Source organism: Faecalispora sporosphaeroides DSM 1294 (assembly GCA_000383295.1).
GTDB classification, from domain to species: Bacteria; Bacillota; Clostridia; order Oscillospirales; family Acutalibacteraceae; genus Faecalispora; species Faecalispora sporosphaeroides.
The window spans coordinates 1-26,976 of sequence record KB911076.1 but is presented as its reverse complement, the minus strand read 5'-3'; the positions used below and the strand labels follow the sequence as shown (position 1 = coordinate 26,976).

The following is a 26,976-nucleotide window of genomic DNA, read 5'->3' as shown; positions in this document are numbered from 1 at the left end:
TCTTTCCCGTCTTCAGCGGAGAAGAAATCCATCCTATTATTTGAGTATACTATTTCATATTGCAGAGGAGGGACTGTGGGATGAACCGTAAAAAGGGAGGCAAAGTGGCCGCTGTCATTGACATCAGCTCGAGCATGCTGAAAATGAAAATTGCTCAGCTGCAAAAGGACAAAATCGTCACGCTGGATCGGCTGGAATACCCTGTCAAAATTGGCTCTGAGGTGTTTCACGGCGGGAAAATCAGCTTTGAAAGCCTTTGGAATATTTCCTCCACCCTGCACGGATACAGCGACGTGATGAAGGAATACGGCGCCGAGCAGCAGCGCGTGGTGGCCACCACAGCCCTGCGCGAGGCGAAGAACCGGGATTACATCACCGACCAGCTGAAAATCCAGAACGGGATCACCGTACAGGTTTTGGAGGACGACCAGGAAAAAACGCTGATCTACTCCGAGGTTTTGAACTCGATACAGGCCATGCCGAACTTTCCGGCCGGCAACACCCTGATCTCGTTCATCGGCACCGGCAGCATCGGGCTTTCCATTTTCGACGGAACGAATATGATCTTCTCGCAGAACATCTCCATCGGGCCGATGAAGCTGTACAACATGCTCGGCAGCATTCAGGAAAACAGCGGCGATTTCGATACGGTGGTAGAGGAATACCTGAACCTGATCGTGAAGCACATCCCCATTCCCGGACGCCTGAAGAGCATCCGCAACCTGGTGCTGGCAGGCAGCGAGATCGAGCTGATTGCGCGCATTTGCAGCGTTACGCCCGATCAGGGACATTACATCATTCAGTCGGAGCTGATCGGCCGCCTGCTGCAGGAGGTTCGCGTCATGACGCCGGACTCTCTCGCCGCCAAGTACGACATCACCGACGCCAGCGCACAGGTGCTGTACCCGGTGCTGGTAATTTACATGCAGCTTTTGCAGCTGACGCACGCCGACCGGGTGATCTGCCCAAAGGTAGAGCTGTGGGACGCTCTTCTGCGCCAGATGCTGGTACCGAAAAGCAAAAAAGATTACGAAACCCACGTCGTAAACAGCGCGATTTCGTGCGCGCAGTGGATCGCCGACCGCTACCGCTGCAACCGCTCGCATTCGGATGCGGTGCGCCGTTTTTCGTGCCGGATTTTTGACAAGACAAAGAAAATCCACGGCATGGATTACAAGAGCAGACTGATTCTGGAGCTGGCCTGCATCCTGCACGACGCGGGGTATTACATCAATTCCAAAGAGCACCTGAACAGCACGTTCGATCTGGTCAAGAACATCGACATTTACGGCCTGACCGACCGCGAGGTGCTAATGATCGCGTTTTTGTCCAGCTACGACGAATACTGCGTGCCCAGCGGCGACGACCCGGAATTCAACCGCCTTGATAAACAGACCCGCCTGATGATTTCAAAGCTTGTGGCGATTTTCCGCCTTTCAAACGCGCTGGATAAATCGCAGACGCAGAAGCTGGAGGACATTGCGATCAAGCTGGAAAAAGACCGGCTCGTGATCACGAGCAGCAGCGACGGGAACCTGACGCTGGAAAAATGGGCGTTCGACTTGTGCGCGCCGTTTTTTCAGGAGGTGTTTGGGATTCACCCCGTACTGAAAATCAAAACGCTGATGCTTTGAGAGAGAGGGAAAGACCATGGATGAGAACAAGCAGTTCCCCTTCATCAACCGGGAGCTGAGCTGGATGGACTTTAACTGGCGCGTTTTGGAGGAGGCCTTTGAAAAGGAAAATCCCGTTATGGAGCGTCTGCGGTTTCTGGGGATTACCTCCTCCAATCTGGATGAGTTTTTTATGGTGCGCGTAGCGGGGGTAAAGGCCCAGGTGCACTCGGGCTATAAAACACCAGACCTTTCCGGCCTGACGCCGGATGAGCTGATGGTTCGCCTGACGCGCAAAATCCGCTCGTTTACCGAGCAGCAGTATACCTCTTTGCACCGCTCGATTCTGCCGGCCCTGCGCAAGGAGAACGTCTTTTTCTGCGCGCCGGGCGAGCTGAGCGAGGAGCAGCAGAATTTTATTTCGGATTATTTTGACAAGATTCTGTACCCGGTGCTGACGCCGCTCGCGGTAGACCGCAGCCGCCCGTTCCCCATGCTCACAAACAAGAGCCTGAATCTGGCGGTTCGCCTGAAGGGCGAGGAGGAATCCCTGTTCGCGGTGGTACAGGTGCCGTCGATTCTCTCCCGCTTTTTGCAGGTACCCGACCCGGAGCGGAAAATTTATGTGCTGCTCGAGAATATTATCTCCTATAAAATCAACAATCTGTTCGGCATGCACCACATCGAGGCCTGCTCGCCGTTCCGCCTGACGAGAAACTCCGACCTGGAAATCGACGAGGACGCCGAGGACCTTCTGACCGAGGTGCAGAAATCCATTAAAAAGCGCAAGCGCGGGCGGCCCGTGCGGCTGGAGCTGTTGCAGAACTGCGACGCTGAAATCAAGGAGTTTCTGGTGGAGATGCTCGACCTGAAGCCGAACGACCTGTTCGAGGTGCCCGGGCCGATCGACCTGACGTACCTGACCAAATTCGCGTCTCTGCCGGGGTACGACACTTTGTGCTTCGACCCGATCAAGCCCGTTTATCCCCCCTCGGCCTTCTGGGGCTATGACGATATTTTCGAGGCCATTCGGGAAAAAGACCGCATGGTGCACCACCCGTACGAGAGCTTTCAGTGTGTGGTGGATTTTGTCAGCAGTGCCGCCGACGACGCAGATGTGCTGGCCATTAAGCAGACACTGTACCGCGTCAGCGGCCACTCCCCCATTATCGCGGCGCTGATCCGCGCGGCGGAGAACGGCAAGCAGGTGACCGTGCTGGTGGAGCTGAAAGCCCGCTTTGACGAAGAGAACAACATCAACTGGGCCAAAAAGCTGGAGCAGGCCGGCTGCCACGTCATCTACGGCCTTGCGGGCCTCAAGACCCACTGCAAAATTCTGCTGGTGGTGCGGCGCGAGGAAGACGGCATCCGCCGGTATGTCCACATGGGTACCGGCAACTACAATGACTCCACCGCCAAAATCTATACCGACATCGGCGTGTTCACCTGCCGCGAGCCCTACGGCATCGACGCTTCGTCGCTCTTCAACGTGCTCACCGGTTATTCCCGCCCGCCGGAATACCGCAAATTTGTGGTGGCGCCGCAGGGGATGCGGAGCTTTTTCGAGCGCATGATCCGCCGCGAAACCGAAAACGCGAAAAAGGGCCTTCCCAGCGGCATCACCGTAAAGGTGAATGCTCTGATCGACCCGCAGCTGATCGAGCTGCTGTACGAAGCGTCGCAGGCCGGCGTGCCGATCCACCTGATCGTGCGCGGCATGTGCAGCCTGATTCCCCGGCTGCCGGGGCTGAGCGAAACCATCACCGTGCAGAGTATTGTGGGCCAGCTTTTGGAGCACAGCCGCATTTACGCCTTTCAAAACGGGGGCGACCCCAAAATTTATATGGGCAGCGCCGACTGGATGCCCCGTAACCTGGACCGCCGGGTAGAGCTTGTGTTCCCCATTGAGGGGGAAGAGCTGAAGCGCCGCGCGTTTGAAATTCTGGAGATTCTGCGCAGCGACAACGTCAATACGCGGATGATGCAGCCGGATACGACCTACCTGCACGTCAGCCGGCGCGGCAGGGCCGCCGTCAACTGCCAGTCTTTGTTCTCCACCATGGCGAAAAAGAGCCTGACGGAACTGAAAAAATCGGAGGAAAGCAAGCTGATGGAGCCGATCCGCGATGCGGATAAGGCGAAGCGGCTCAAATAACGGAAAGGGGCCCACAAAACCATGAGAGTTGGAATTTTGACCAGCGGAGGCGACTGCCAGGGGCTGAACGCCGCAATTCGCGCCGTAGGGAAAGCACTTTACGAAAAATTCGAGGACGACGTTGCCATATTGGGAATCCGCGACGGATACCGCGGCCTGATGGACGGCAATTACTGGGAGATGACTCCCCGCGACTTTTCCGGCATCTTAACGCTGGGCGGCACGATCCTCGGCACCTCGCGCCAGCCGTTTAAAGAAATTCGCGGCCCCGAGGGTAGCCAGAGCGAAAAGGTAGAGCAGATGAAGAAAAATTATAAAAAGCTTCGGCTCGACTGCATGGTGATTCTGGGCGGCAACGGCACCCACAAAACCGCGAACCTGCTCAGCGAAGAGGGGCTGAATGTGATCACGCTGCCCAAAACCATCGACAACGACCTGTGGAATACCGAAATGACCTTCGGCTTTTCCAGCGCGGTGGAAATTGCCTCGATGGTCATCGATTCCATCCACACCACCGCCACGTCGCACGGGCGGGTATTCATTGTGGAGCTGATGGGCCACAAGGTTGGCTGGCTGACGCTGCACGCCGGCATCGCGGGCGGCGCGGACGCGATTTTACTGCCCGAAATCCCCTACAACATTGATTCCATCTGCCACGCGCTGCAGCAGAGAAAGCGCTCCGGCAAGCAGTTTTCGATTCTGGCCGTGGCGGAGGGCGCCATTTCGGACAGGGAATCGGCCCTTTCCAAAAAAGAGCTGAAAGCGCAGCGGGCCAAAATGACGGAGCCCTCCCTTTCCTATCGTTTGGCCAAAGAGATCAGCGAGAACACCGGCAACGAGGTGCGCGTGACGATTCCCGGCCATTTTCAGCGCGGCGGCAGCCCCTGCCCTTACGACCGCGTGCTGGCAACTCGCCTTGGCACCGCCGCGGCCCAGATGATTCAGGATCGCCGCTTCGGCTGTATGATGGCCCTGCAGAATCAGAAGATCGTCCCCGTTCCGCTGGGCGAGGTGGCGGGCAAGCTCAAGGCCGTTCCGCTGGATTGCGAGATGATCCAGTCCGCGCGGGACATCGGCATCAGCTTCGGCGACTGAGTCTCGACGACATCGGATACAAAAGGAAGCATACCAATATAAAAAGGAAAAGGGACTGGATTTGATTGACCCCAAAAAGTTAAACGGTATAATATACTGAATAACGATTGGGGCGCACTTCACCCACAGATTTATATGATTTTTTGAAATAATGTAATATGAAAACTTCTGCTACAGCCAGCCGCCATGGTAAGATGACGGCCCCACCAATAACAGCTGAATGCCTAATTGACACATAACAAAGGCCCTCCAAACCTATAAGCTTGGAGGGCCGAGTCGTTTGAGCATGAAAATTCTCACGCCAAACTCAACGTTTTTTATATTTAGAAGCTACTTACGTCAACAAGATTTTTTCGCCATGACCTTCTTGTACATGTAAAATCCCAATAAATCTGACAAAAACCATCCAATCACAATAGCCCAACAAACACCCGAAAACCCTTTTATTGGTGCGAATGAATAAGCTAACAGTAATCTTAAGCCTTGTGACACTATGGTCATTAAAATTGATATTTTAATCTCTCCGAGTCCTCTGAAAAATCCATAAAACATAACGATAAAACCAAGCAATACATAAAATACGGAAACAATTCTAAGATAACCAATGCCAACAGCGATTACCTCAGTAGCATCTTTACTTACGAAAAGTGTTATTAGGTTTGGTGCGAAAACAAATGCAACTATGCTGATTATTGCTGACAGCACTATAATTATCCTAGAAGTTACACGGAACCCTTCTCGAATTCTTTTAGTTTCTCCTGCTCCTTTATTTTGAGCAGTATAGGTTGAAAAAGCATTGCCCAAATCTTGCAAAGGGGTATTTGCAACAGAATCTATTTTAGAATCTGCTGCAAATGCAGCCATAACAGTTGTGCCAAATGTATTCACCAACCCCTGAATAAGCATCATTCCAAAGCTTGAAATAGACTGTTGCAGTGCTGTCAACACGGAATAAACGGCAATATTTTGAAATGCAGAGGTGTTGAATACAAATTCTTTCCTTTTAAATTGCAAGAATCCCATTCGCTTTATAGTATAAATGCCACAGCCTACGGCGGCAAACCCCTGTGTAAGAAGCGTGGCAATTGCTGCGCCAGCAGTTCCCATACGAAACACAGCTACAAAGAGCAGGTCTAAGAGAAGATTTGATATGCATGAGGCAACTAAAAAATATAACGGCGTTTTAGAGTCTCCAAATGCCCGTAACAAAAAAGCAAAGGCATTATACATACCGACAAAAACAAAGCCCCCAAAAACATACTTTAAATAATCAGAAGCATAAACAGCAGTTTCTTTTGGCATTTGATAAAGGGAAATAATCTGCGGCAAAAATACTGATGTTACAACCGTGATTAGCACGCTTACACAAAATAAAAATATAAGCGCGGTAGAAATTGTTTTTTTCAGTTCATCGTATTGCTTTGCACCATAGAGCTGAGAAAAAATTGCCGAAGCGCCCATAGCAAGACCTAACAAGATAGAAGTTATAAAAACAGTTACAGCACTTGAAGATCCAACTGCTGCAAACGCAGCTGTACCCACAAATTTCCCTATGACAATTGCATCAATGATGCTATAGAATTGCTGAAACACATCTCCGATAAATAAAGGAATAAAAAATTTTAGTATAATGCGAGAAGGTTCTCCCTTCGTCATGTCTAATTCCATTAGTAATCCCTCCTATGAGTATAAGGGCAGGTATGCAATTGCTAAATTTCCAGTAATTGGATTGGTGTATATTTCGCAATCTATTTCATAAACTTGTCTTATCAATTTTTTTGTCAAAACTTCTTTCGGACTTCCGGAGGCAATTATTTTTCCGTCTTTTATTACATAGAGCATATCGCAGTAAACAGCAGCCATAGGAAGATCATGCAGAGCGGCAAGAACTCCAATGTTTAGCGACTTTACAACTGTTAAAATCTGAATTTGGTACTTAATATCTAAATGATTTGTCGGCTCGTCCAAAACCAAGAATTTAGGCTCTTGTGCAATTGCACGTGCCAGTATTACCCTTTGTTTTTCCCCGCCGGATAAAGTCAAATAGCTTCTATTCGCATACTCTGTTAAATCCACCCGTTCTAAAGCATCCGCAACAATTTTGTAGTCCTGCGTATTATCAGCTTCCATAAGCTGCTTGTGGGGAGTACGCCCCATCATTACCATCTCCCGGACTGTAAAATCAAAGCTTAAATCGTTGAATTGTCCTACAACTCCCATCTCTTTTGAAACAATGCGGGCAGATGATTTTAAGACATCTTTATCCCCTAAAAATACAGTTCCTTTTTGAGGTTTGATGACTTTGTATATACTTTTCAGCAAAGTGGACTTTCCGCATCCATTCGGCCCTATAATTCCTACAAACTGTTTATTTTCGACTCTAATACTGATATCTTTTACAATGTCAGCACCTGTTAAGGATACCGATATGTGTTCCGCATTTAAATTCAAATTATCTCCCTCCAAACCCGTAGCTTTTCTTAATCAACATGTACATGAATACCGGTGCACCGAGCAGGGAGGTTACGATTCCAACTGGAAGTTCCCCGTTAGGGACAATTGTGCGTGCAAAAATATCTGTCCATATCATAAATAAGGAGCCGAACAGGATTGATGTTGGTATGAGACGCTTATGGTCGGAACCTACAGCACTTCGCACAATGTGTGGAACAATAAGACCTACAAACCCGATAATTCCACAGGTAGACACTAGAACACCTGTTACCACGGAGGATAAGATCATATACAAGCGCCTGTAAAAATTCAGATTCACTCCCAAAGTAATTGCAGTTTCTTCTCCCATCAGCATTGTGTTCATCACTCTGGACTGAAACAGGAAAAATATAATCGCTGCAATGACAACCGCTGATATAAGCGGCAATGTACTCCATTCAGCCGATGCTAAGCTGCCCATAGTCCAGAAGGACACGGAGCGTATTCCATCTGAATTTTTCGCAAAATAGATGATAAAATTTGAAAATGCATTGCAGAGGGCATTAATTACCGTTCCAGCTAAAACCAGTTTGACCGAAGATGTTTTCCCACCGATACTGGCAAGACCCAAAACCAATGCGGCTGCTCCAAGCGCACCGATAAAAGCCCACGATGCAACACCGAGCTCCCCAAGCAGCCCTCCCACACTAAAACCAAGCATAATCGAAAAGGTTGCTCCCAAAGCGGCACCGGACGAAATCCCCAAAATATAAGGGTCTGCCAAAGGATTTTGTACGGAAGCCTGCATAACTGTTCCGCAAAGCGCAAGCCCTGCCCCCATAACCATTGCCAGCAAGACCCTAGGAAAACGAATCTGCCAAATAATATCTGTATACATACCGTCTGAAATTTGACCTATACTTCCAAACTTTCCATCTGTTATATGATTGACCAGTATTTGAAAAGACTGATGAAATGGAATGGATACTTGTCCGATAGAAACTGAAAGTATTACGGATATAACTACAGCAGAAATCAAAAGAATAAAGATGATTGAGAATACAGAGCGTTTTGGTGCAATCCCCTGACCTTTTTGGGGAATCTGTTTTTGCTTACTGTTATGTGATGGACTCATGCTTATTCTCCCTTAAATAATTCAGGGTGAATAAATTCAGCCACATCCATATACAGCTCTGAGAGGCCAAGACTTCCCCGAACAGCAGTAGTATATTCAACGACCTTTACGTTTCTAGTCTTAATTGCAGTTGCATTTTTTAGCTTTGGATTCAGGAGATATTTGTTAATCAATGCTTCACTATCGGATTTTTGGAATCCGGTAATAATAATCTTGTCAGGATTAACCGATAAAATAGATTCCTCAGACATATCCACATATGTTTCTTCTGATACCTTAATGTACTCACCACCTGCACCTTCAATCATTTCGTCTATGAGGCAAAGAGATGGGCCATAGTAATACGTTGTATCTCCACTGGTTCCAAGCAGTAAAATCTTAGGTTTGTCGTTCGCCTGCGCTGCCTTAGTCTGAATTTCACTGATTTTCTCTTTTTGTTCATTCACAAAAGCATTGGTCTTTTCTTCAATATTGAGTACCTTTCCTAAATTGTTGATATCATCAAAAAAGCCGTCCATTGTACGGCCAATGGTATAATTAATACCTGCTAGTACCGGAATTCCTCGTTCATTCCAAAAAGAAATATCCCCGAGACGATCCTTCTGAAATGCAGAAGACATTGAAATAATCAAATCCGGTTGGAGTTCTAATATAGATTCTTTTGATGGCCACATATCCGTAATGATTGGCAGACTTTTGATTTGATCTTCATATTCGGAGAATGATTTGTCCAGATAAGCCAATCCCACAATTCGCTTTTCTTCTCCTAGTCCAATCATCCACTCTGCAAAACCTTGTCCAATGACAACAATGCGCTGTGTTTTTTTTTCAATGGTCTGCTCCATTTCATTCCCTTTGTCATCATAAATTGATAAGGTCAACGGATAATGCTTGTTCTGCTGGGAGGTGCTTTCTCCACTATCAGAAGACGAATTAGATACTATATTTTGAGTTGGGTTCTTTTGTGAGCAGGCAGTCAATGCGGAAAAGCAAAGGACGATTGCCAATAAAACAGATATTTTTTTAAACATGTATAATCCTCCTATGTTGAACTAAGTTAGAGTTAGCTAACCTTGTTCATTAAATGCGCTGAACTATGAACGCATAACATATTGTACCGCATATTGTCTTTGAGACTATACTGCTTGCACTGCCCAATTATGTTGAGGAAAGCTCATGTTAAATCAAAAAACCACAGGCCTAAACCTGTGGTTAAGATGATATATTTTAGTTTTATTCGGCATTTCTTAGCAGAGAGGATTCTCTGTATTTGAGTGGAGTAACACCATATTGTTTCTTAAATGCTGCACAGAAATTGCTGGGATTGGAATAGCCGCTGTCATAAGCGATTTCGTTGATTGTATGATCTGTATTTAACAGCATTGATGCAGCACGGTTTAATGCAAGTTTTCTGCGATAGCTGAAAATGGTATCTCCATATACTAGTTTGAAGCCCTTCGTCAGTTTTTTGGGATTGATGACTAGCTTTTCTGCTAATGAAAGAAGGTTTGGCAATTCAAACGGCTGCTCCAACAACATTTGTGGAATTTCTTTAATTTTTTGTAATTCGTATGGGCTTAGTGCTACTACATCACATCCCTCATGCTTAATCACTTCATTTGAAACAATTAACGATAATACTTCCATAACCTTACTTTCATAAAACAAGGTGCGTGATTTCACAGGAAGTCGGCAGTTAAATATTTGTAGAAAAATATTGGCTATCTCTGGGGGCGTATAGAAGCCAAGGTAATATTCCGAACGAAGCTGTTCTCCTAAATTTTCTATCGTATCATGCCATACTCTTATTCCAGCACTTCCGAAATAAGATGATAAGTCGTGTTTATTCGCCGTGATTGAAACTCCTTGGTATTTCTGTTCAGCGCATCGCTTTATTGTTCCTTTCATATCCTGTGACAGGGAAACAGACAAATGATTGGGACCAAAGCAGGTATCACCTACATTTTGTTCTTCAATATACATACATCCATCGATGCAATATTCTATTTCAAAATAATCCTCTGTTAAATCAAATATCGTTATGATATCCTCAGAAAACACAAAGTCATACACAAGCAGCATGACATTGCCAAGCAAATTATATATTTGTATTGTTCCCTTACCATACTCAGGCTTTATGTCATAAACAATACCTTTATTCATAGCATGGTTGGGCAAAAAACGAGCATTCCCAATTTGTTCATGCATGGTTTTATATTGTTCCAGCATGGCACTATACCCGTTTCTTGAATTGATGTGAAATTCTTTTCCCATGAACAAGCTCCTTTCTTGCCAAATTCAAGCTTTAGTTAGCGAAATCTAACTATTGATACTATATCACAATTCGTGCTATTTATCTACCAGACAATACTAAAAACCATATGTTGTTTTGTAATAATCTCTTTTCTCTGTGTTTAGAGAAATTCTTAGAGTGAAAAGTTCACTGCAGAGGCCATGATGACACATACCTCATGCCATCAAGAGAGCGCACTGCTCCCTTGGCGACAGGGTATATGTTTTTTCATCACATCCCGTATGTACGGACTGCGTACGAGTGAGATTATCGGGCTGCGAACAACAAACATTGACCTTGAAAAAATGAAGTTTGGCGTTGTCGAGCAAATGCCTTTCAAAGTACCGCCCGGTGCGAAAATCATAACAGAAATGGCACCGACCAAATCCAACGACCGTATTTTGCCTATTACAGAAGAAACGCTGCCGTATTTCCTGCGGCAGTTCGATTTGCTTGAAAGGCAAAAGGATTTGATTACTGCGGGCGGCGGGGAATACTATGACAACATATTGTTTATCGCAAAGCCGGACGGTTCTCCGTACCGACGTGATAGAAGGTCAGCTAACTTCGGTCAGCTTATCCGACACCTTGAAATGCCGCACATTCGTTTCCATGATTTACGGCACCCGTATGTCAAGCACACACCGAAAAATATTTTCTGTCACAGTATCATATGCGACAATCATTACAAGAAAAGCAACATACTTCGCTCAAATAATCAATGCCTGTCCCGCATACTTCTTCAGCTGAATAATTCCAGACATGTAACCAAGAAAGCTGTCGTAACCGGAATCCCAATAATAAATATTATCTACAATTAGTGGTGCCTTCATTTCGTGGAGTTTATACTTTGCAATTTGTACGGAATTTTTTTGTAATTCTTTCCAGCTAATCTTACCATAACGGAGTTGTGATACGATCTCAGCATCAACCACTGCTAGTTTTGTATCAGAATCAATCACTTTAAAGTCGCGCTCTACACTCTGGAAATTTTGTAATGCTTCATTTTTAATAAGTTCATAGGGTTTCCCTCGTAGCCCATACAGGGCAATTTCGTCAGAAATAGACTTAGTTGTCAGTTGAGGGGAAATATGCACATTTCTCTCAAAATAATCTTTGAGGACTTCACCAGCCTGCTTTAGCCCAGGATTGATCTTCATCATGCCGTCTTCCACAATTCTAAAAGTCCACATCTCCGCTTTATTATCGTTACCTTCACGGTTAACTCTTCCTGCCGCTTGAAGCAGCGATGACAACGAGCTCAACTCATGGAACCCAATTTTGAAGGAGAAATTAATACCTGCCTCAACGCACGAGGTAGCCACCAACGTCCAATCCGTATCCGATTTATTACGCAGCCTGTCCTGTACGCATTTCAATGTGGCCTCGCGATCGTTGGGCGTAAGTGAGGTTGATAGGTGCTCAATTTTCGTTCTTCCATATATGTTACAAATATAGTCTGCTAAAACGGAGGCACTCTGGACAGTATTCATTATCACAAGCCGCGGCCCAGGAAAAGAAACAATCCAACTTGCAAGTTCATCCGTCGACATAGGTGTAGGTTTATATCGATAAGTAATTCGGCTTACCTCATATGCCTCCAACTTGTTCCGAATATCAGGACTTACTATTTCCGGCACACACAAAGCATCCGATTGCTCCGCAATATCTTTGATTGTCCAAAAACGGCACATCGAGCCTGATGCCAGAACCCAGTAACAATTCCATTCGTTCGACAAAATTCTCATCCACTTCCAAGCGATAGGCAAAAGAGTAGTAGGAAGCGCCGCATGAGATTCATCAACAAAAATTGCACTGCCGGGTAATTCATGTAATCGGCGCAATGCAGCAGTAGAATTAGATGCCAATGTTTCAAAGAATGCAACGGCAGTTGTTACGATAATGGGCGCACACCAAAGCGCAGTCAGATGCCGTACATCTTCATTTTCAAAATCCGCGCGATGATGTAATTCCGCTACAACAGCTTCTGGATTCTCTCCAGGCAGTGTCAACATCTCCCGATAAGTTTTTACTGATTGCTGAATAATATTTGTAAACGGTAGTACTACAAATATACGTCGCAAACCACGCTTTTGTGCTTGTGCGAGCAAATGTGCCATAATCGCAGTCGTCTTTCCTGAACCCACCGGACTGTCACAAGAGCAAATCCCAGTATTTATCGCAGAATCCCGACAAGCCTGGTACATTTGGCTGCGTAAAGCGTTTCTTTCCGTAGCAACCCCGCTTTTTTGTAGATTAAGTACACATTCATTTAACCTATCCAGTCTTTCGTTGGCTCTCAGTAAAACAACTCGCTCAGTTTGAGGATATTTCCCATAGTGCCTTGCCGTATCGGTATGGTCTGCGTCTGCAATACAGGACAAAAGCATCCGCAAAAACACAGAGCGATCACCGGAAATGGTTTCTTCTATAAAATTATCCGAGCCTTGACCAACAAAATCTTTGTGAATCGATTCAAATAATGGCAGTTTTTTATCTACATCGGCAGCTATTACTTCGTCCCGAAAAATGAAGTCTCCTTTGTTTTGCTCATCAGAAAAATCAGGAAACCCTATATGATGTGCCTGTGTAACTGCTGCGGCAAAAGCAGAAAAGTGTTGCTTATCCAACCAATGAGCTACGCCGGCATCCACATGATTGATCGGCAAGGATTTTGCGGAAAGTTCTCCGGAAAGCACTTTTTGATTTTCTTCGTCCAACTTACCGATATCATGATACGCTGCTGATCTAATTGCCAGCTGTCGTAGAAGCAATCCGTCTTCTTTTGAAAATGCACCAGCTTCTTGTACAAATCGGTCTGCCAATAAACTTACGCCGCGTACATGCGCGACGTAAGTTTGAGCATCCATTCCGTCTTTTGGACTGTGCGCGTAATAATTCATAGTGAAACCAAATCAACAACCGAGCCAACCTTGGCGGCTAATTCATCCGGCAGGGCTATTTTATCGCAATAGTCTGCCCAACTTATAGAAGCATCCTCCGGATTACCGATTCGCGTAGGCGTTAGAGCTTCAAGCAGCATATAATCGGGGCAGCTTCCCAAAGTATGCTGGTGTTCAATATACCATGCATGCCTGATTCGGACATCTGAGCGAATAGCAGAACGATTCAGATCATATGCTTTTGGAATCAAAAGCTTCAACAGTTCAATATCGTCAGCAGTACACCCCGTCTTTTTTGCAAAATTAGGATTAATAAAAAACGGCATACAATAAACGCCATGTTCTACAATACGGAATGCAAGAGGTGCCATACCTGCATTCTTGCCTTCTTGGACACCTGCCTTATTCGTATTGGTATGGCGTACGATTTCAACCGGAGAGATGGATACACCAATTCCAAATTGTACAATACCCGTTTTGATAAAGCCCTTATTAGCTCCTTCTTCAAGAAAGGTATTACCAAAAACACGTGCATCCCAATACTTTTGCACGAATACACTATCCAAAAATTCTTTCTGACTAAAAGACTTAATATCCTTAGCCATTTCTTTCGTAATGGACTTTCTGTCGCGCCCTCTGGATTCCAAAATATTGTAGTTGTCGGCATGACTAACAAAGACTTCTGGAAGGCTTTTAAAAAAGGTGCTGTCATGATCCTCCAAAAGATCACGCAGTTTTCGTTTGAAAGAGACCGGGGAGATTTCTCCTTTTCCGTTGGGGCGCTGGCGTGGATCAGATTCTCTGTCCGGATCACCGTTCGGATTTGAATTCACAACCTCAATTACTAAAAGCCCTGTTGCCCTCTTAATTTCATTGCCCATTTTCCATACCTCCTGCTATTTCAGTATTTTCTATTGTTTTATCTGATCTTTCCATTTCGGGGAGCGAGGCCATATATCCAATGAAAAGCTGCGCCTTTTCAAAATCCCCAAAGCGAATTGACCTGTCCATTTGGGGCATAATTTGATTGGATATCTGTTCAAAAAGTCTTAACAGCCACCCTGCCCGCAAGCTTTCTTCCCCTTGTTTATCATTGTTTCCATACCGATATTGCTTGGCCCATGAAATGTACGGATTCATTCTGGTAGCCAATTGAGATAACGCCTGATAGGGCATTTCTCCAGCCGATATAAACAACGCGCTGCCAACCAACTGAGGTGGGATATCCCCATTGCGTTTGACCTTACAATATAGAAGATGAAGTTCATCTGACACGTGTAACAACTGACCCAGTAAATAAGCAAGTCCTTCCATATATTTCTCCTTTCTTACGTTACACTTGAAAAGCAATAAGCCCAAAACGGAACAAATCCGAAGCACCGCAGTTTTTTGAGCATCCAAGCGTTTGGATTCTGGATTGCTATCACAGCTTCCACCACGGTGAAGTTTATTTCCAATGTAATTAACCAGGCCAGACGTATTCTCAATCTGAATATGCAAAAAATTATGTATTGCATTGGTAGGAAGAATATCCAGAAGAAGCTCCATACCCTGATAGTATTTCATGCGTGTAACCGATGTTTTTCCATCTGCCCGTTCACCGTTTTGTTTCCATACGGCATTAATGATATTTGCGATTTCAAGAGGAAATGGAATAATCGGTTCGCCAATATCAAGTCGGGGAATATTATGGCAACCAATTGACCAATCCTCAGCCGCTTGAACAAGCTGTTTCGGTGTAGAATTATGCGTAAAAATAACCTTGGAACGAGCTTTATCAATCTTTCGTATCGTAAATATTTGCATCATCTCAGGTTTTTGGTCGGTGGGCAACCCACGCAACGTCTTTGAAAACTCTTTAGCGACACTCTCAAATCTCGATTCGGTTTGTTTTGAGGCTTCACTTGGAGGCTGTCCAAATATTGAAACAAATTTTGGTGGAATCTCAGGTAATATGGATGGGTAGACAAACACCATTTCGTTTTTATCTATTTTCTCCCATGTTACCTGACGGTGTGATGAAGCAGAAATCCATTCCAGGGCTCTTTTTATCGAAGAACGATTTGCGGCAGCTATCGGATAGGAGCTATCGTTTATTCGCCGATAACGATGTTGACTTGGTTGACCATCAAACATAGAGCGCAGTGTAACATCAAATCCGCTCAATTTTACATTTGGCATTGGTTCATTAGGGTTTGTAAATGATGTGCCAAACGCATCTGTTTGTTTACTTTGCATTTCGGGCGTATTTAGGTCACTGTCTGTCAGCAACATTTCGTTCAACTGAAACGTTGTATTTTCACTGGCTATGGGATAACCATAGGGCTGCCAATCCCAAACATCTAGGATAACAGATATATTGTTGCCTGTATCTTTATTATGCGCCTTCTCCGCAGAACCTTTATGAAACAGCAACACAAGAATGGCGTCGATTTCCTCTCCTTTTTTGAGCTTTTCAAAAGCACAATTTTCAAGAGAAGATCGAAACCTATTCGCTGCATTTTTACCGTTTTTCTGACACAATTCAAAAAGTTTAGCAATAATATTGTTGTTTGATTGACCTTCCAAATGAATCACTTCTGAAAGATTTTTTGAACGTTCTGTCAGGCTTCGCTGCACTTTTCCGGGAACCCCTTTAATCCAGTTGTTAACGCTGCACCATGATTTTATTTCTTCTATGTCGAGCTTAAGTTGTCTGGATTCAAACTGCTCTAATTTTTCAATCATTTTTTGATCGACAATACGATATAACGAATTAATATTGAATGCAGGGAAACTGCTTTGATTATCTCCATATTTGCGAAGCTTGCTTACATGTTCCGAAGTAAGACTCTCTATTCCACATACAGCGGCCTGACCATCAAGCCATATTCGAAAGCAAGGCGATTTGGGTGTCACCTTTGGCAGTTCTTTATATTTTCTATGCCATTCTGGTATTTGGACACCTTTCATATCCAAAGTTCTTGCCAAATTGTGAAGTTCATTGATCATAATTGGCACCCCCGCTTCGGATATTTCAATACACCACCCTGAATGATTAAGTCGTTGTCATAAACATAAGAAACCTGTGTTTGATAGCCATTTGAAAATACCTGTCTGAGCATAGAAGGAATCACAATATCCGGCAAATTGTCCAATACTGTTGTTGTATTACGCATTTGCCCAAAATACGAGGGCGTAAACTCACGCCAACCTAATACCGGAATGGAATAGCTCTGCCCTCGCTTTAATCGACGCTGAAAAATTGATTGGTAAGCATGCCCTGGAGAGCTGGTCTTTTTATCCCACTGCAAAGCCGATTTAGGAAGATTGTCCTTTCTATGATTTGGTATAACCTCTGCATACAGCTTATAGCAAACATCAATCAATACCGTTGAGTATAGCTGATAATTGTTTCCAGCTTTAATTGATGCACTGCTTCTGAGTGGGCCACCATAATTTGTGCAGTAAGAATGATACTGCACAGGGGCACACAGTTCAACCTTTTGAGGAATGATCTCAATGTCTGGCCCCCATAAAACAGACTCAAAAATGGCTTTCACAGCAGAATATGTAGGTGCAGGATAACTGACCGGGCAATCGCCAGTATCCGGTCGCGTCCATATCGCAGTGTCGCCAGCTATCTCCATTTCAATTGGATACGACAACCTAACCATAATATTTCCTTTCCTCCTTGCAGCAAATTTAGCACATGGTAATATGCCTCATATACTCTCCTACATTAATGGAAAGTTCTGTGTATATTTACATTATATATAGGATTTCAAATAAAAACAATAAAATATGCGCTATTTTGCTAAGCCTTTATATTTTAGCTATCTCGCCATTTGACATTAATCTGCCCATTGGCAAGTACTGATACATTTAAGATGCAATCCGCAACCAATTGGCCAATCTTTTCCTTGTCATTGAGCGCATTACAAAACAGCAAATACTGTTCATACTTCTCATTCTGCCATTTAATTTGATTGTTGATATTCTGAAGCTCGGTGTGAAGCGTCTCACGTTTATTACGTTCAAACGTATAATCCTCTTTATCGACAATACCCCGGATGAAATTCTCATACCTACTTCGGCTCACTTCACGTTGCTCATTAATTTGCCGCGCCAACTGCTTTTCGTTGACTTCCAATACAGATTTCCGATCAACATATGTAATGAAAGCTGCTTCATTGTCATGAATATAACTTTTAACCTCACGAAAGATGGCATCCATAATATCAGACTCTCGAATATACATGCCCGTACAATGGCCAGCGCCTAATCTATTGTTACTTATACAGGTGAAAAAGTGCCAATTTGCATTGCCACTACCTTTCCGGCGCTGCATCTTGCGGCCGCAACAACCACAAATCACCTTTCCTCTTAGAATGTTATCTTCACAAGGAGCATTGGTCTTGTTAGGACTGATAGAGGCACCTTCCGAAATTAATTGCTGTACAACATCGAATACATCTCTACACACAAGTGGTTCATGCGTGTCCTGGACAACATGCTTATCTTTGCCTTGCTCTAAATCTCCAACATATGTCCTGTTGAGCAAAATATCCTTGACGGTACGGCTATTCCATAAACCATTTCCTCGATTATAATTCCCTTTAAGTCCTTGTGATACAGCATAGCTGATGGGAGTAGGGATTCCTTTTGCGTTCAATTGCCGAACAATTTCATTAATGCTAATTCTGACAAAAGCCATTGAAAAAATCTTTTTTACAACAATAGCCGATTCCGCATCTGGAACAAGGGTATGGTAATCACAGTCTGATTTTCGGTACCCATACGGAGCGCGTGGCGCCACGTGCTTTCCTTCTTCGATATAATTCTTAAGAACTGATTGCGTTTTTTTACTGATGTCAATTGCATATTGCTCATCCATCAGTGATGTTAAAGAAATATGGTCACCAGGTAGTTTCCCGAAGATTATATTTCTCATACCATCCAGCGTATCAATTCCATTTGCTATGGAGATAAAACGTATTTTCTGGCCAGGAAAAAACATTTGGACATAGTATCCTACATCGATCAGACTGCGTCCCAAGCGAGATAAATCTTTTACAATGACACAGTTAATTTTCCCTGCTCGAATATCCTCAATCATTTCGTTAAATGCCGGCCTGTTAAAATCTCTCCCACTTGCTTTGTCATCAATATAGAATTTCTCAAGCTGAAGATCAAAATTTGTTTCTGAATACCCTCCAATGATCTTTTTCTGGTTTTCTATTGAGTCCGATGGCTGGTCTGCTTTGTTCACAGAGAGCCTAATATAGCCGGCTGCTCTCAACAAATTATTTTCTTCGGTTTTGTTTTCGATGAAATTTTTTCGACTTTTACGTGCCAACATTGAACACCCCTCCTTAAATTATAAAAGGCCATGGCGTTTTAAGCCATAGCTTTGAAAATATTCTTTTGTTCGACAAATTATGATGCGGATTTGTAATATATAAGGGAGATTTATGTCGAAATTCCGCTTACACGGTCTTAGGCATACGGCAGCAACCAATATGCACCAACTGACAGGTGATTTCTACATGGTAGGCGAGATATTGGGCATACGCTGAAAGGTATCGGTATGTCTCTTGGTATTTCTACCAACCTTGAAGCTGTTACTGCGCAGTATGTTGACGTTCGGATTGAGCGAAAGAAAACGGTACTTGAAACCTAGCATAAGGCATTACAGCCACGAAAGCCCAACACAGGAAAAGAAAAAAGAAGTAAAGAAGCAGTTCCTAAAGAGAAAAAGAAAAGCAGCGAAATGGAGATATGACAGATGTATCTTTTTATAGCTCCACGCTGCTTTTTATACGTTTTTAGGAGTTCCGGGCACCACAAATCAGAGCACCACTGGCACCATTTCAATCGCTATCAACCAAACCGGGCACCAGAAAAAGGCATAAGAAAACCCGCGTAAACCCTTGATTTACGCGGGATTATTGTTGGTGCTGGTGACCGGACTTGAACCGGTACGGTGTTGCCACCGAGGGATTTTAAGTCCCTTGCGTCTGCCGATTTCGCCACACCAGCGGATAGAACGAAGTTTATTATAACACAAATTCAAGAGCAAAACAACAAAAAAATCTACCGGAAAAACAAAATGATCGAGCCGGTGCTTTTACACTGTCTCAGCCGCCCAAAGCGGAATTGTGGTGTACGGCGTTGCGGCTGTTACAACGCACCAGGTATGCAAATTTCATTGCAATTGCAATAAAAGTCTACCGCACAGCCGGTGGGTGTTCTGCGGTGAAAGGCGGTGTTCCCTTGCGGGGAATCACCGCCGGAACACCGCCAAAACAGTCTGCACCATAATTTTGATATCCTGCCAGACAGAAATGTGGTCCAGGTACTCCAGATTATAACGCATCTTCTCGGGCAGAATCTGATGAATATAGATTTCTTCCGGGTCCCCGCCGGAATTGAGCAGCTCGTCTTCATCCTTAAACCGGATGCTCGCCGTCGCCGTTATACCCGGAGGCACCAACAGCGTAGCCAGATATTCCGGCTCATAGGCATCGACATATTTTCGCACCTCCGGCCGGGGACCGACAAGGCTCATTGTGCCCTCAAGCACATTCAAAACCTGCGAAAATTCATCCAGACGGCATTTGCGAATCAGCTTCCCCACCCGGGTGATGCGGGAATCCCCCTCTGTTGTCAGGGCAAGTCCCTTTTTGTCGGCGTCCTGCACCATGGAACGAAACTTGAAAATCCGAAAATCCTGCCCGTACTGCCCAACTCTCACCTGCCGGTAAAACACCGGCCCTTTGGAATCGATCTTGATCGCGGCGGCCAGCAGCAGAAAAGCCGGCGAAAGCAGCAGCAGAATCAGTGCCGATACAATGATATCGAACACCCGCTTGCAAAACAACCGCCCTCTCTGCCGATTGAGCATCTCTATATAAGGCTTGATTTCTTCTTTCTGCATCCACTGGGGCAACTCCTGATACTGCACGTTTTTCACCATTTTCCTTCAATTCTTTGCATGGAAGCTTCTACCTATCATTATGGCAGAAAATTCTTCTTTTAAACTGTACCCAAAGAAAGAAGATTTGTCAAATTCTTTTTCTTTTTGTCGGTGGTGTCAACGAAACAATTTACGAAACCGTCTCTGAATGTTATAATAGCCTCACGACACGATCCAAAGCAGAACCTCGGACGTCTGAGAGTACATTCAAACACATTCATGCTAGAATAGTCTCACGGCATGATCCGTTTTTCTTTAACAGAAGTTGTTGTCAGCTGTCAATTCACATAGAAAAGCGGAAGCGCCTTCGCGGCGTAATCTTATGAGAAACGGGGGAATTCGATGTATTATCTTGGCATCGATCTGGGCGGCACCAATATTGCCGCGGGTGTTATCGACAAAAGCGGCAAGCTTCTTTCAAAACAGTCTATGCCGACCGGTGCTTTCTGCACACCGCAGGAGCTGTGCGACCGGATTTCCGAGGCCGCCCGGGAGGCCGTCTCGGCGGCTGGCCAGTCAGTGGATTCCGTGGGGATCGGCTGCCCCGGCTCTGTAAACCGCATCACGGGCATGGTTGAGTTGACGCCAAACCTTCCGCTGCGTCATTTTCCAATGCGCGAGGAGCTGGAGAGCCGCCTTCATCTGCCGGTGGGCGTAGATAACGACGCCAACGCCGCAGCCTGGGGAGAATTCAAGGCGGGTGCGCTGCAGGGCGCTTGGAATGCCGTGGCCATCACCCTTGGAACAGGGGTTGGCAGCGGACTGATATTAAATGGTAAAATCTACGCGGGGCAAAACGGCGCAGCGGGAGAAATGGGCCACATCGTCATCGAACGGCACGGAAGGGCCTGCAACTGCGGCAGACACGGCTGCTGGGAACGCTATGCTTCCGCCACCGGCCTGATTCTGACGACCCGGGAGCTGATGGAGCAGGACGCCGCCCATGAAAGCCTTTTGTGGGAGATGCTGAACGGCGATTTAAATCAAATTTCGGGCAGAAGCGCATTTGACGCCATGCGCCGGGGCGACACCCTGGGGCGGAAAATCGTGGAGGTTTATACGGAAGATATCGCCTGCGGCGTGATCAACATCATCAACAGCCTGCAGCCAGACGTAATCTGCATCGGAGGCGGTATCAGCCGCGAGGGGGAAACCCTTCTCGCACCGGTGAGGGCAATTGTGGACCGGGAACAGTTTGTGACCAATTCTCCGCTGAAAACGAAGCTGGTGACCGCCCAGCTGGGCAACGACGCGGGCATCATCGGCGCGGCCCTGTCGGGCGCAGAGCTTTGCGGCTTTTCTGTCTGAGCAGAAAGCAGCCAAAAGGGCTGTTGCAAAATGAATTTGCGATAACAAATCGCACAAAGAAAGAGCCCCAAAATAAGGAAATGCGCCTTGGAGCGACTTTTACAGGTCAGACCAAGACGCATTTTTTGTGTATATCTTTTGGATAAGGCTGTTTTGCAACCGTTCTTTTTTGATAAAAAATATCTCTTGCGCAATAAAATGTTGCTGACACCCCACACTCAGCTGGCGGCGAACTGACTGTTGTATATCTCGGCGTAAAATCCTTTTTTCCCCAGCAGCTGCTGGTGTGTGCCCTGCTCCACAATTTCGCCGGCGCGCATCACGAGAATCAGATCCGCCCCCTGAATGGTGGAAAGGCGGTGAGCCACCACAAAGCTGGTGCGACCCTCCATCATCCGCTGAAACGCCTTCTGCACCAAAAGCTCGGTTCTGGTGTCGATGCTGCTGGTCGCCTCATCCAGAATCAGCATGGGCGGGTCAACCAGCATTACCCGGGCAATACAAAGCAGCTGGCGCTGTCCCTGCGAAAGATTTCCCCCGTCCTCCGAAATCATGGTGTCGTAGCCGTTCGGCAGACGGGTGATAAAGGAGTGCGCCAACGCCGCCTTCGCTGCAGCGGTCACCTCTTCCGCACTGGCGCCCGGCTTGCCATAGGCGATATTCTCGCGGACTGTGCCGGAGAAAAGCCAGGTATCCTGCAGCACCATTCCGAACAGAGACCGCAGGCTGCCGCGCGTGATCTGCCGCACATCCGTGCCATCCACGCGGATGCTGCCGCTGTCAACATCATAAAAGCGCATGAGCAGGTTGATAATCGTCGTTTTACCGCAGCCGGTGGGGCCTACAATGGCGATCCTCTGCCCCGCGTGAGCGGCCAGATTGATATTTTGCAGCAGCTTTGTTCCGGGCCGGTAAGAGAAATTCACATTGCGGAACTCCACCGAATGGCGGCCGCCGTTATGAATCACCTGTGCGCCGGTCGGCTCCGTGGGCTCCTCTTCCTCATCGAGCACCTCAAACAGACGCCGGGCCGAAGCAAACGCGGTCTGAATCTGCGTCAGCACGGCGGTAACCTCATTAAACGGCTTGGTATACTGGTTGGCATAGGCCAAAAAGCTCATGATCTGCCCCACGCTCAATCGCGCGGGGATACCGGTAATGGCGCAGATGGCGCCGATTACCGCGACGGAGGTATACACGATGCTGTTGACAAAGCGGGTGGAGGGATTCGACAGCGAGGAATTGAACTGCGCCTTCTCCCCCGCCTCGTACAGGCGGGAATTGATTTCATCGAACGTACTTTCCGCGCGGTTTTCATAATGGAACGCACGAACGGTTCTGATCCCGCTGATCATCTCTTCGATTAAGCCGCTGAGTTCCCCCTGGCACGCCTGCTGATCGAAAAAGCGCTTGCGCGAAATCCGGGCAATGAAGGCGGCAACAAACAGGGACAGCGGTGTGACGCACACCACCACAAGCGTGATGATCGGGCTGATCGTCAGCATAAACAGCAGCGTGCCCACAATGGTGACCACACCGGTAAACAGCTGGGTAATCCCTTGCAGCAGGCCGTCGGAAACCTGATCCACATCGTTGACGACGCGGCTGACAAGATCGCCGTGCGCGTGACTGTCGATATAACGAAGCGGCAGGCGGTTCACCTTCCTGTAGGCCTGCACCCGCAAATCGCGCATCGTGCGGTAGGTCGCCTGATTGGTGCAGTACGTCATAATCCACTGGAACAGCGCGCTGACCAGCACGGTTACCGCAAGCAGCAACAGAATGCCGCGCATCCTCTCGTAATTGACCTGGCCCGGAGCGACCATCTGGTCGACCGCATGACCAATCAGAATCGGGACATACAGCGAAAGCGAGATATAAACGATCGCGCAGATCAGTGCGCCTGCAAGATAGGCAATATAGGGCTTCATATAGCCGGCGATTCGCCTGAGTACCGAGCGATTCATCCGGCCACCTCCTCATGATTCATCTGCGACAGACAGATTTCCTGATAGACAGGGCAGCTTCGCATCAGCTCTTCGTGCGTGCCGATGCCGGCAACGGCCCCGTCATCCAATACAATAATGCGGTCTGCGTGGCGGATGGAGCTAACCCGCTGGGACACGATCAGAACCGTCGCGCCGGCCGTATCATTGCGAAGGGCGCGACGCAGAGCGGCGTCGGTTGCGAAATCCAGTGCGCTGGAGCTGTCGTCCAGTATCAGCACCTGCGGATTTGCCGCCAGAGTTCGCGCAATCGCGAGGCGCTGGCGCTGACCGCCGGAATAATTTTTACCGCCCTGACTGACCGGCGAAGAGAGGCCCTTCGGCAGCGCGCGAACAAAATCCTCCGCCTGCGCCGTTTTCAGAGCCTGCCACAGCTCCTCGTCCGTTGCCGCCGCATTGCCCCACTGCAGGTTGCTGCGGATGGTTCCCGCAAACAGCTCGGACTGCTGCAGAACAATACCGACCCGACTGCGCAGCACGGCAAACGGATATTCCCGCACATCCACTCCGTCCAGCAGGACCTGTCCTTCTGTGACGTCATAGAAGCGGGGAATCAGATTCACCAGCGTCGATTTTCCCGAGCCTGTACCGCCAATAATCCCGATCGTTTCCCCAGCGGCGATTGCGATATTGCAGTCCCGCAAGGCGTATTCCCCGGACCGATGATACGAAAGGCCGACACCGCGGAACTCCACCTTCGGCGCGCCAAAAACCGGCTGCGGCTCCGCTGCGGAATCAGGCTCCCGAACGGTGGTTTCGGTATGCAGTACCTCGTTGACCCTGGCGGCGGAGGCCGATGCCTTTGTAAAGATCACCACGAGATTCGCGACCACCACAAGGGCAAGCAGCGTCTGATTCATGTAGTTAATCAAAGCCACGATCTGGCCCTGTGTGACGACGCCGGTATCGACGCGAAACCCACCAAACCACACAATCGCCAGAATCGAGAAATTGATCATGGCAAACGTGATCGGATTCAGCAGTGCGGAAAGCTTACCGACCCGAATCGCCGCCGCAGCCTGTTCATCCGCCGCATTGGTAAACCGCTCGGCTTCCTGCTCCTGACGGGAAAAAGCGCGGATGACCCGCACGCCGGACAGGCTTTCGCGCGATAAACGGGAAATGGCATCCAGCTTTTTTTGAATCGATTTGAAGAAGGGAACGGAACGGCTCATCACCAAATACAAAGCGAGGCCGATCAGCGGGGTCGCAACCACGAAAATCAGCGCCAGCGGCACGTCGATCGTCATCGCCATAATAACAGCGCCTATTGCCAGAAACGGCGCGCGCACCACCAAACGAATCAGCATCGCAACCGCCAGCTGAAGCTGATTGACATCGTTCGTCAGGCGGGTAATCAGTGACGGCGTGCCGAAACGGTCGATCTCCGCATAAGAGAGCGTATTGATATGGCGGAACAATTCCCCGCGCAGCACCGTACCAAAACCCTGTGCGGCCACCGCGGCCATTTTCTGACACACGAGCGCAGAGCACAGGCCCACAACGCCGAGCAGCAGCATTACACCGCCCATCTGCCAAACATAGGGGACATCTCCCCGACGAACACCCTCATCGATGATCCGCGCGGTTACGATTGGAATAATCAGCTCAAAGATCGCTTCAATCAATTTAAATATAGGGCCAAGAACCACCTGTTTACGATACACTTTTAAGTATTTGCCGAGTTCCCGCAACATTGACCAAGCCTTTCTCTCAGGAATTTTCCGATGATATTGTTCCCATATCAATATGAAAATCAACTTTTTGTAATCGGCGCGAGGTATTCTGTCATTGATTCTTCATTTCTGCCCGCACAGAGCAAGAAAGATTTCGTTTTTCTCTGGACTGAGGATTCAATGTTCTCTCAGCCACCCGAAGCTTCGCTACGGCTTACGTCGTGAGGTTATTATATCATCCGTTCTCTACCTAGCCCGCAGCTCAAAATTCATTTTTGTTTTTCTCCGGACTGAGGATTCAATGTTCTCTCAGCCACCCGAAGCTTTACTTCGGGATGTGGCGTGAGGTTATTATAACACGATTTCCAAAGAATGACATCTCTTTCACTAAAAATTTGGATGGAGCGATCTCGGCAAATCTGCTTTCCGCGCATACTGACATCAAAAAACGGCGGGCAAATGAGCAAGCCGACAAATGGCAAAAAAATGTGCTCCAAACGATTTTTAGAAAGATTTTCAGCGTAATATTTCAGGAGAATTCCGACAAACTATATGGCAAGGAGTGATCGCATGGAAAATCAAGAAAACCAATCAATGGGAAACTTACCAATGAATATTAACGCTGTTACACCCACACCGAAGCCCGATGCGCAGTCTATTACTCAGCTGGTAAAGCACGGTGGCCGCATTGAGGGCTATCAGCTTTCCAGCGGACAAATCATTTCGAAGGAGCAGGGTGTGGAACTGGCCAAGGCTGGGGCGATTCGGGGAGTTGCCGTTGCCACAAGAAACGGCAGCGAGTATCTTCGCTCTTTGCCCGATGGTGAGGAAAGCAATAATCTTGGTAACTTGCCGTCTATTTCGCAATAACGATTATAGAGCAATTCTATTTAATATGATTTTGCTTCAAAAATAAAACAGCAAAGAAAAAACCACCAGTAAAAACTGGTGGTTTTTGGCTCCCCAAGTTGGACTCGAACCAACGACCCTGCGGTTAACAGCCGCATGCTCTACCGGCTGAGCTATTGAGGAATATCAGTGTTGGCGTCATCCTATTGTCCCGGGCCGTTACCAGCCAAGTATCTTCGGCACTGATGAGCTTAACTTCTGTGTTCGGAATGGGAACAGGTGGACCCTCACCGTCATCGACACCAACTATGTTCCGCAGAGGAGGTTTTCGCCTTCCTGTCGGATATTGTAAAAACAGTTTCCTGTTTCTTACGACTACTTCAAAAGATTGTTTTGGTGACCCGTGGGGGAATCGAACCCCCGTTACCGGCGTGAGAGGCCGGTGTCTTAACCGCTTGACCAACGGGCCACATCTCAGCCTTAGCCAGGTGCAGAGGTCAGAGATCCTCTCAAAGACCCCTGCCTGACTTCTTTTTGGTGCACCATCAGGGA

At 47.0% G+C, this 26,976-nt stretch carries 18 protein-coding genes, 3 tRNA genes and 1 rRNA gene; 5 read left to right on the top strand and 17 right to left on the bottom strand.

Going from position 1 to position 26,976, the window contains the following annotated elements:
- The first annotated feature begins 80 nt into the window (after positions 1-80).
- Genes G340_RS0114625 through G340_RS0114615 form a run of 3 tightly spaced genes read left to right on the top strand, consistent with a single transcriptional unit; the run spans position 81 to position 4,863 of the window.
- Positions 81-1,634, top strand: coding sequence for a Ppx/GppA phosphatase family protein (locus tag G340_RS0114625; RefSeq protein WP_020074390.1), 1,554 nt, complete (start codon positions 81-83; stop codon positions 1,632-1,634).
- A 16-nt stretch (positions 1,635-1,650) separates the two neighbouring features.
- Positions 1,651-3,768: an RNA degradosome polyphosphate kinase gene (locus tag G340_RS0114620; protein ID WP_020074389.1), complete on the top strand. Its 2,118-nt coding sequence runs from the start codon at positions 1,651-1,653 to the stop codon at positions 3,766-3,768.
- A gap of 21 nt (positions 3,769-3,789) precedes the next feature.
- A complete protein-coding gene (locus G340_RS0114615) occupies positions 3,790-4,863 on the top strand; it encodes a 6-phosphofructokinase (RefSeq protein WP_027104026.1) in 1,074 nt (357 codons plus the stop codon).
- A gap of 339 nt (positions 4,864-5,202) precedes the next feature.
- On the opposite strand, the gene G340_RS0114610 is transcribed toward G340_RS0114615, so the two are convergent.
- From G340_RS0114610 to G340_RS0114555, 12 genes are all read right to left on the bottom strand, one after another.
- Positions 5,203-6,531, bottom strand: a complete 1,329-nt coding sequence (locus tag G340_RS0114610) for an MATE family efflux transporter (RefSeq protein WP_020074387.1) — start codon at positions 6,529-6,531, stop codon at positions 5,203-5,205.
- A 12-nt stretch (positions 6,532-6,543) separates the two neighbouring features.
- Positions 6,544-7,314, bottom strand: a complete 771-nt coding sequence (locus tag G340_RS0114605; protein WP_020074386.1) for an ABC transporter ATP-binding protein — start codon at positions 7,312-7,314, stop codon at positions 6,544-6,546.
- A 1-nt stretch (position 7,315) separates the two neighbouring features.
- Positions 7,316-8,431: a FecCD family ABC transporter permease gene (locus tag G340_RS0114600; RefSeq protein WP_020074385.1), complete on the bottom strand. Its 1,116-nt coding sequence runs from the start codon at positions 8,429-8,431 to the stop codon at positions 7,316-7,318.
- Positions 8,432-8,433: 2 nt separating this feature from the next.
- Entirely contained in the window at positions 8,434-9,462 is a 1,029-nt protein-coding gene (locus G340_RS0114595; RefSeq protein ID WP_020074384.1) for an ABC transporter substrate-binding protein, read from the bottom strand.
- Between the two features lie 202 nt (positions 9,463-9,664).
- On the bottom strand, positions 9,665-10,705 hold the full coding sequence (locus G340_RS0114590; RefSeq protein ID WP_020074383.1) for a helix-turn-helix domain-containing protein: 1,041 nt from the start codon (positions 10,703-10,705) through the stop codon (positions 9,665-9,667).
- Between the two features lie 729 nt (positions 10,706-11,434).
- Positions 11,435-13,594, bottom strand: coding sequence for a CRISPR-associated helicase/endonuclease Cas3 (locus G340_RS0114585; protein ID WP_326522420.1), 2,160 nt, complete (start codon positions 13,592-13,594; stop codon positions 11,435-11,437).
- A 29-nt stretch (positions 13,595-13,623) separates the two neighbouring features.
- Positions 13,624-14,508, bottom strand: a complete 885-nt coding sequence (locus G340_RS0114580) for a type I CRISPR-associated protein Cas7 (RefSeq protein ID WP_020074381.1) — start codon at positions 14,506-14,508, stop codon at positions 13,624-13,626.
- Positions 14,498-16,618 (bottom strand): hypothetical protein, encoded by a 2,121-nt coding sequence (locus G340_RS0114575; RefSeq protein ID WP_020074380.1) that lies wholly within the window; start codon positions 16,616-16,618, stop codon positions 14,498-14,500. The genes G340_RS0114580 and G340_RS0114575 overlap by 11 nt, the downstream gene beginning before the upstream one ends.
- Positions 16,615-17,283, bottom strand: a complete 669-nt coding sequence (gene cas5 / locus G340_RS0114570; RefSeq protein WP_020074379.1) for a CRISPR-associated protein Cas5 — start codon at positions 17,281-17,283, stop codon at positions 16,615-16,617. The genes G340_RS0114575 and cas5 overlap by 4 nt, the downstream gene beginning before the upstream one ends.
- 155 nt (positions 17,284-17,438) lie before the next feature.
- Positions 17,439-18,968, bottom strand: a complete 1,530-nt coding sequence (locus G340_RS0114565) for a recombinase family protein (protein WP_020074378.1) — start codon at positions 18,966-18,968, stop codon at positions 17,439-17,441.
- A gap of 593 nt (positions 18,969-19,561) precedes the next feature.
- A tRNA-Leu gene (locus tag G340_RS0114560) sits at positions 19,562-19,648 on the bottom strand.
- 244 nt (positions 19,649-19,892) lie between these two features.
- Positions 19,893-20,585: a sugar transferase gene (locus G340_RS0114555; protein ID WP_020074377.1), complete on the bottom strand. Its 693-nt coding sequence runs from the start codon at positions 20,583-20,585 to the stop codon at positions 19,893-19,895.
- A 342-nt stretch (positions 20,586-20,927) separates the two neighbouring features.
- Here G340_RS0114555 and G340_RS0114550 point away from each other — a divergent pair, with 342 nt between their 5' ends.
- The gene (locus tag G340_RS0114550) at positions 20,928-21,893 is read left to right on the top strand and encodes an ROK family protein (RefSeq protein ID WP_020074376.1); all 966 of its coding nucleotides are present in this window, start codon (positions 20,928-20,930) and stop codon (positions 21,891-21,893) included.
- A gap of 218 nt (positions 21,894-22,111) precedes the next feature.
- Here G340_RS0114550 and G340_RS0114545 read toward each other — a convergent pair whose 3' ends face one another.
- Together G340_RS0114545 and G340_RS0114540 are read right to left on the bottom strand one after the other, a co-directional pair.
- Positions 22,112-23,860 carry an ABC transporter ATP-binding protein gene (locus G340_RS0114545; RefSeq protein ID WP_020074375.1) on the bottom strand — a complete coding sequence of 583 codons (1,749 nt, stop codon included), beginning with the start codon at positions 23,858-23,860 and terminating at the stop codon, positions 22,112-22,114.
- A complete protein-coding gene (locus G340_RS0114540) occupies positions 23,857-25,593 on the bottom strand; it encodes an ABC transporter ATP-binding protein (RefSeq protein WP_027104024.1) in 1,737 nt (578 codons plus the stop codon). The genes G340_RS0114545 and G340_RS0114540 overlap by 4 nt, the downstream gene beginning before the upstream one ends.
- Positions 25,594-26,145: 552 nt before the next feature.
- Here G340_RS0114540 and G340_RS0114530 point away from each other — a divergent pair.
- Positions 26,146-26,445 (top strand): DUF3892 domain-containing protein, encoded by a 300-nt coding sequence (locus G340_RS0114530; protein WP_020074372.1) that lies wholly within the window; start codon positions 26,146-26,148, stop codon positions 26,443-26,445.
- An 86-nt stretch (positions 26,446-26,531) separates the two neighbouring features.
- Here the strand turns inward: G340_RS0114530 and G340_RS0114525 are convergent.
- From G340_RS0114525 to G340_RS0114515, 3 genes are all read right to left on the bottom strand, one after another.
- Positions 26,532-26,607 (bottom strand) — tRNA-Asn (locus G340_RS0114525).
- A gap of 7 nt (positions 26,608-26,614) precedes the next feature.
- Positions 26,615-26,731 (bottom strand): 5S ribosomal RNA (gene rrf, locus G340_RS0114520).
- Between the two features lie 87 nt (positions 26,732-26,818).
- Positions 26,819-26,893, bottom strand: a tRNA-Glu gene (locus G340_RS0114515).
- Between the last annotated feature and the right edge of the window lie 83 nt (positions 26,894-26,976).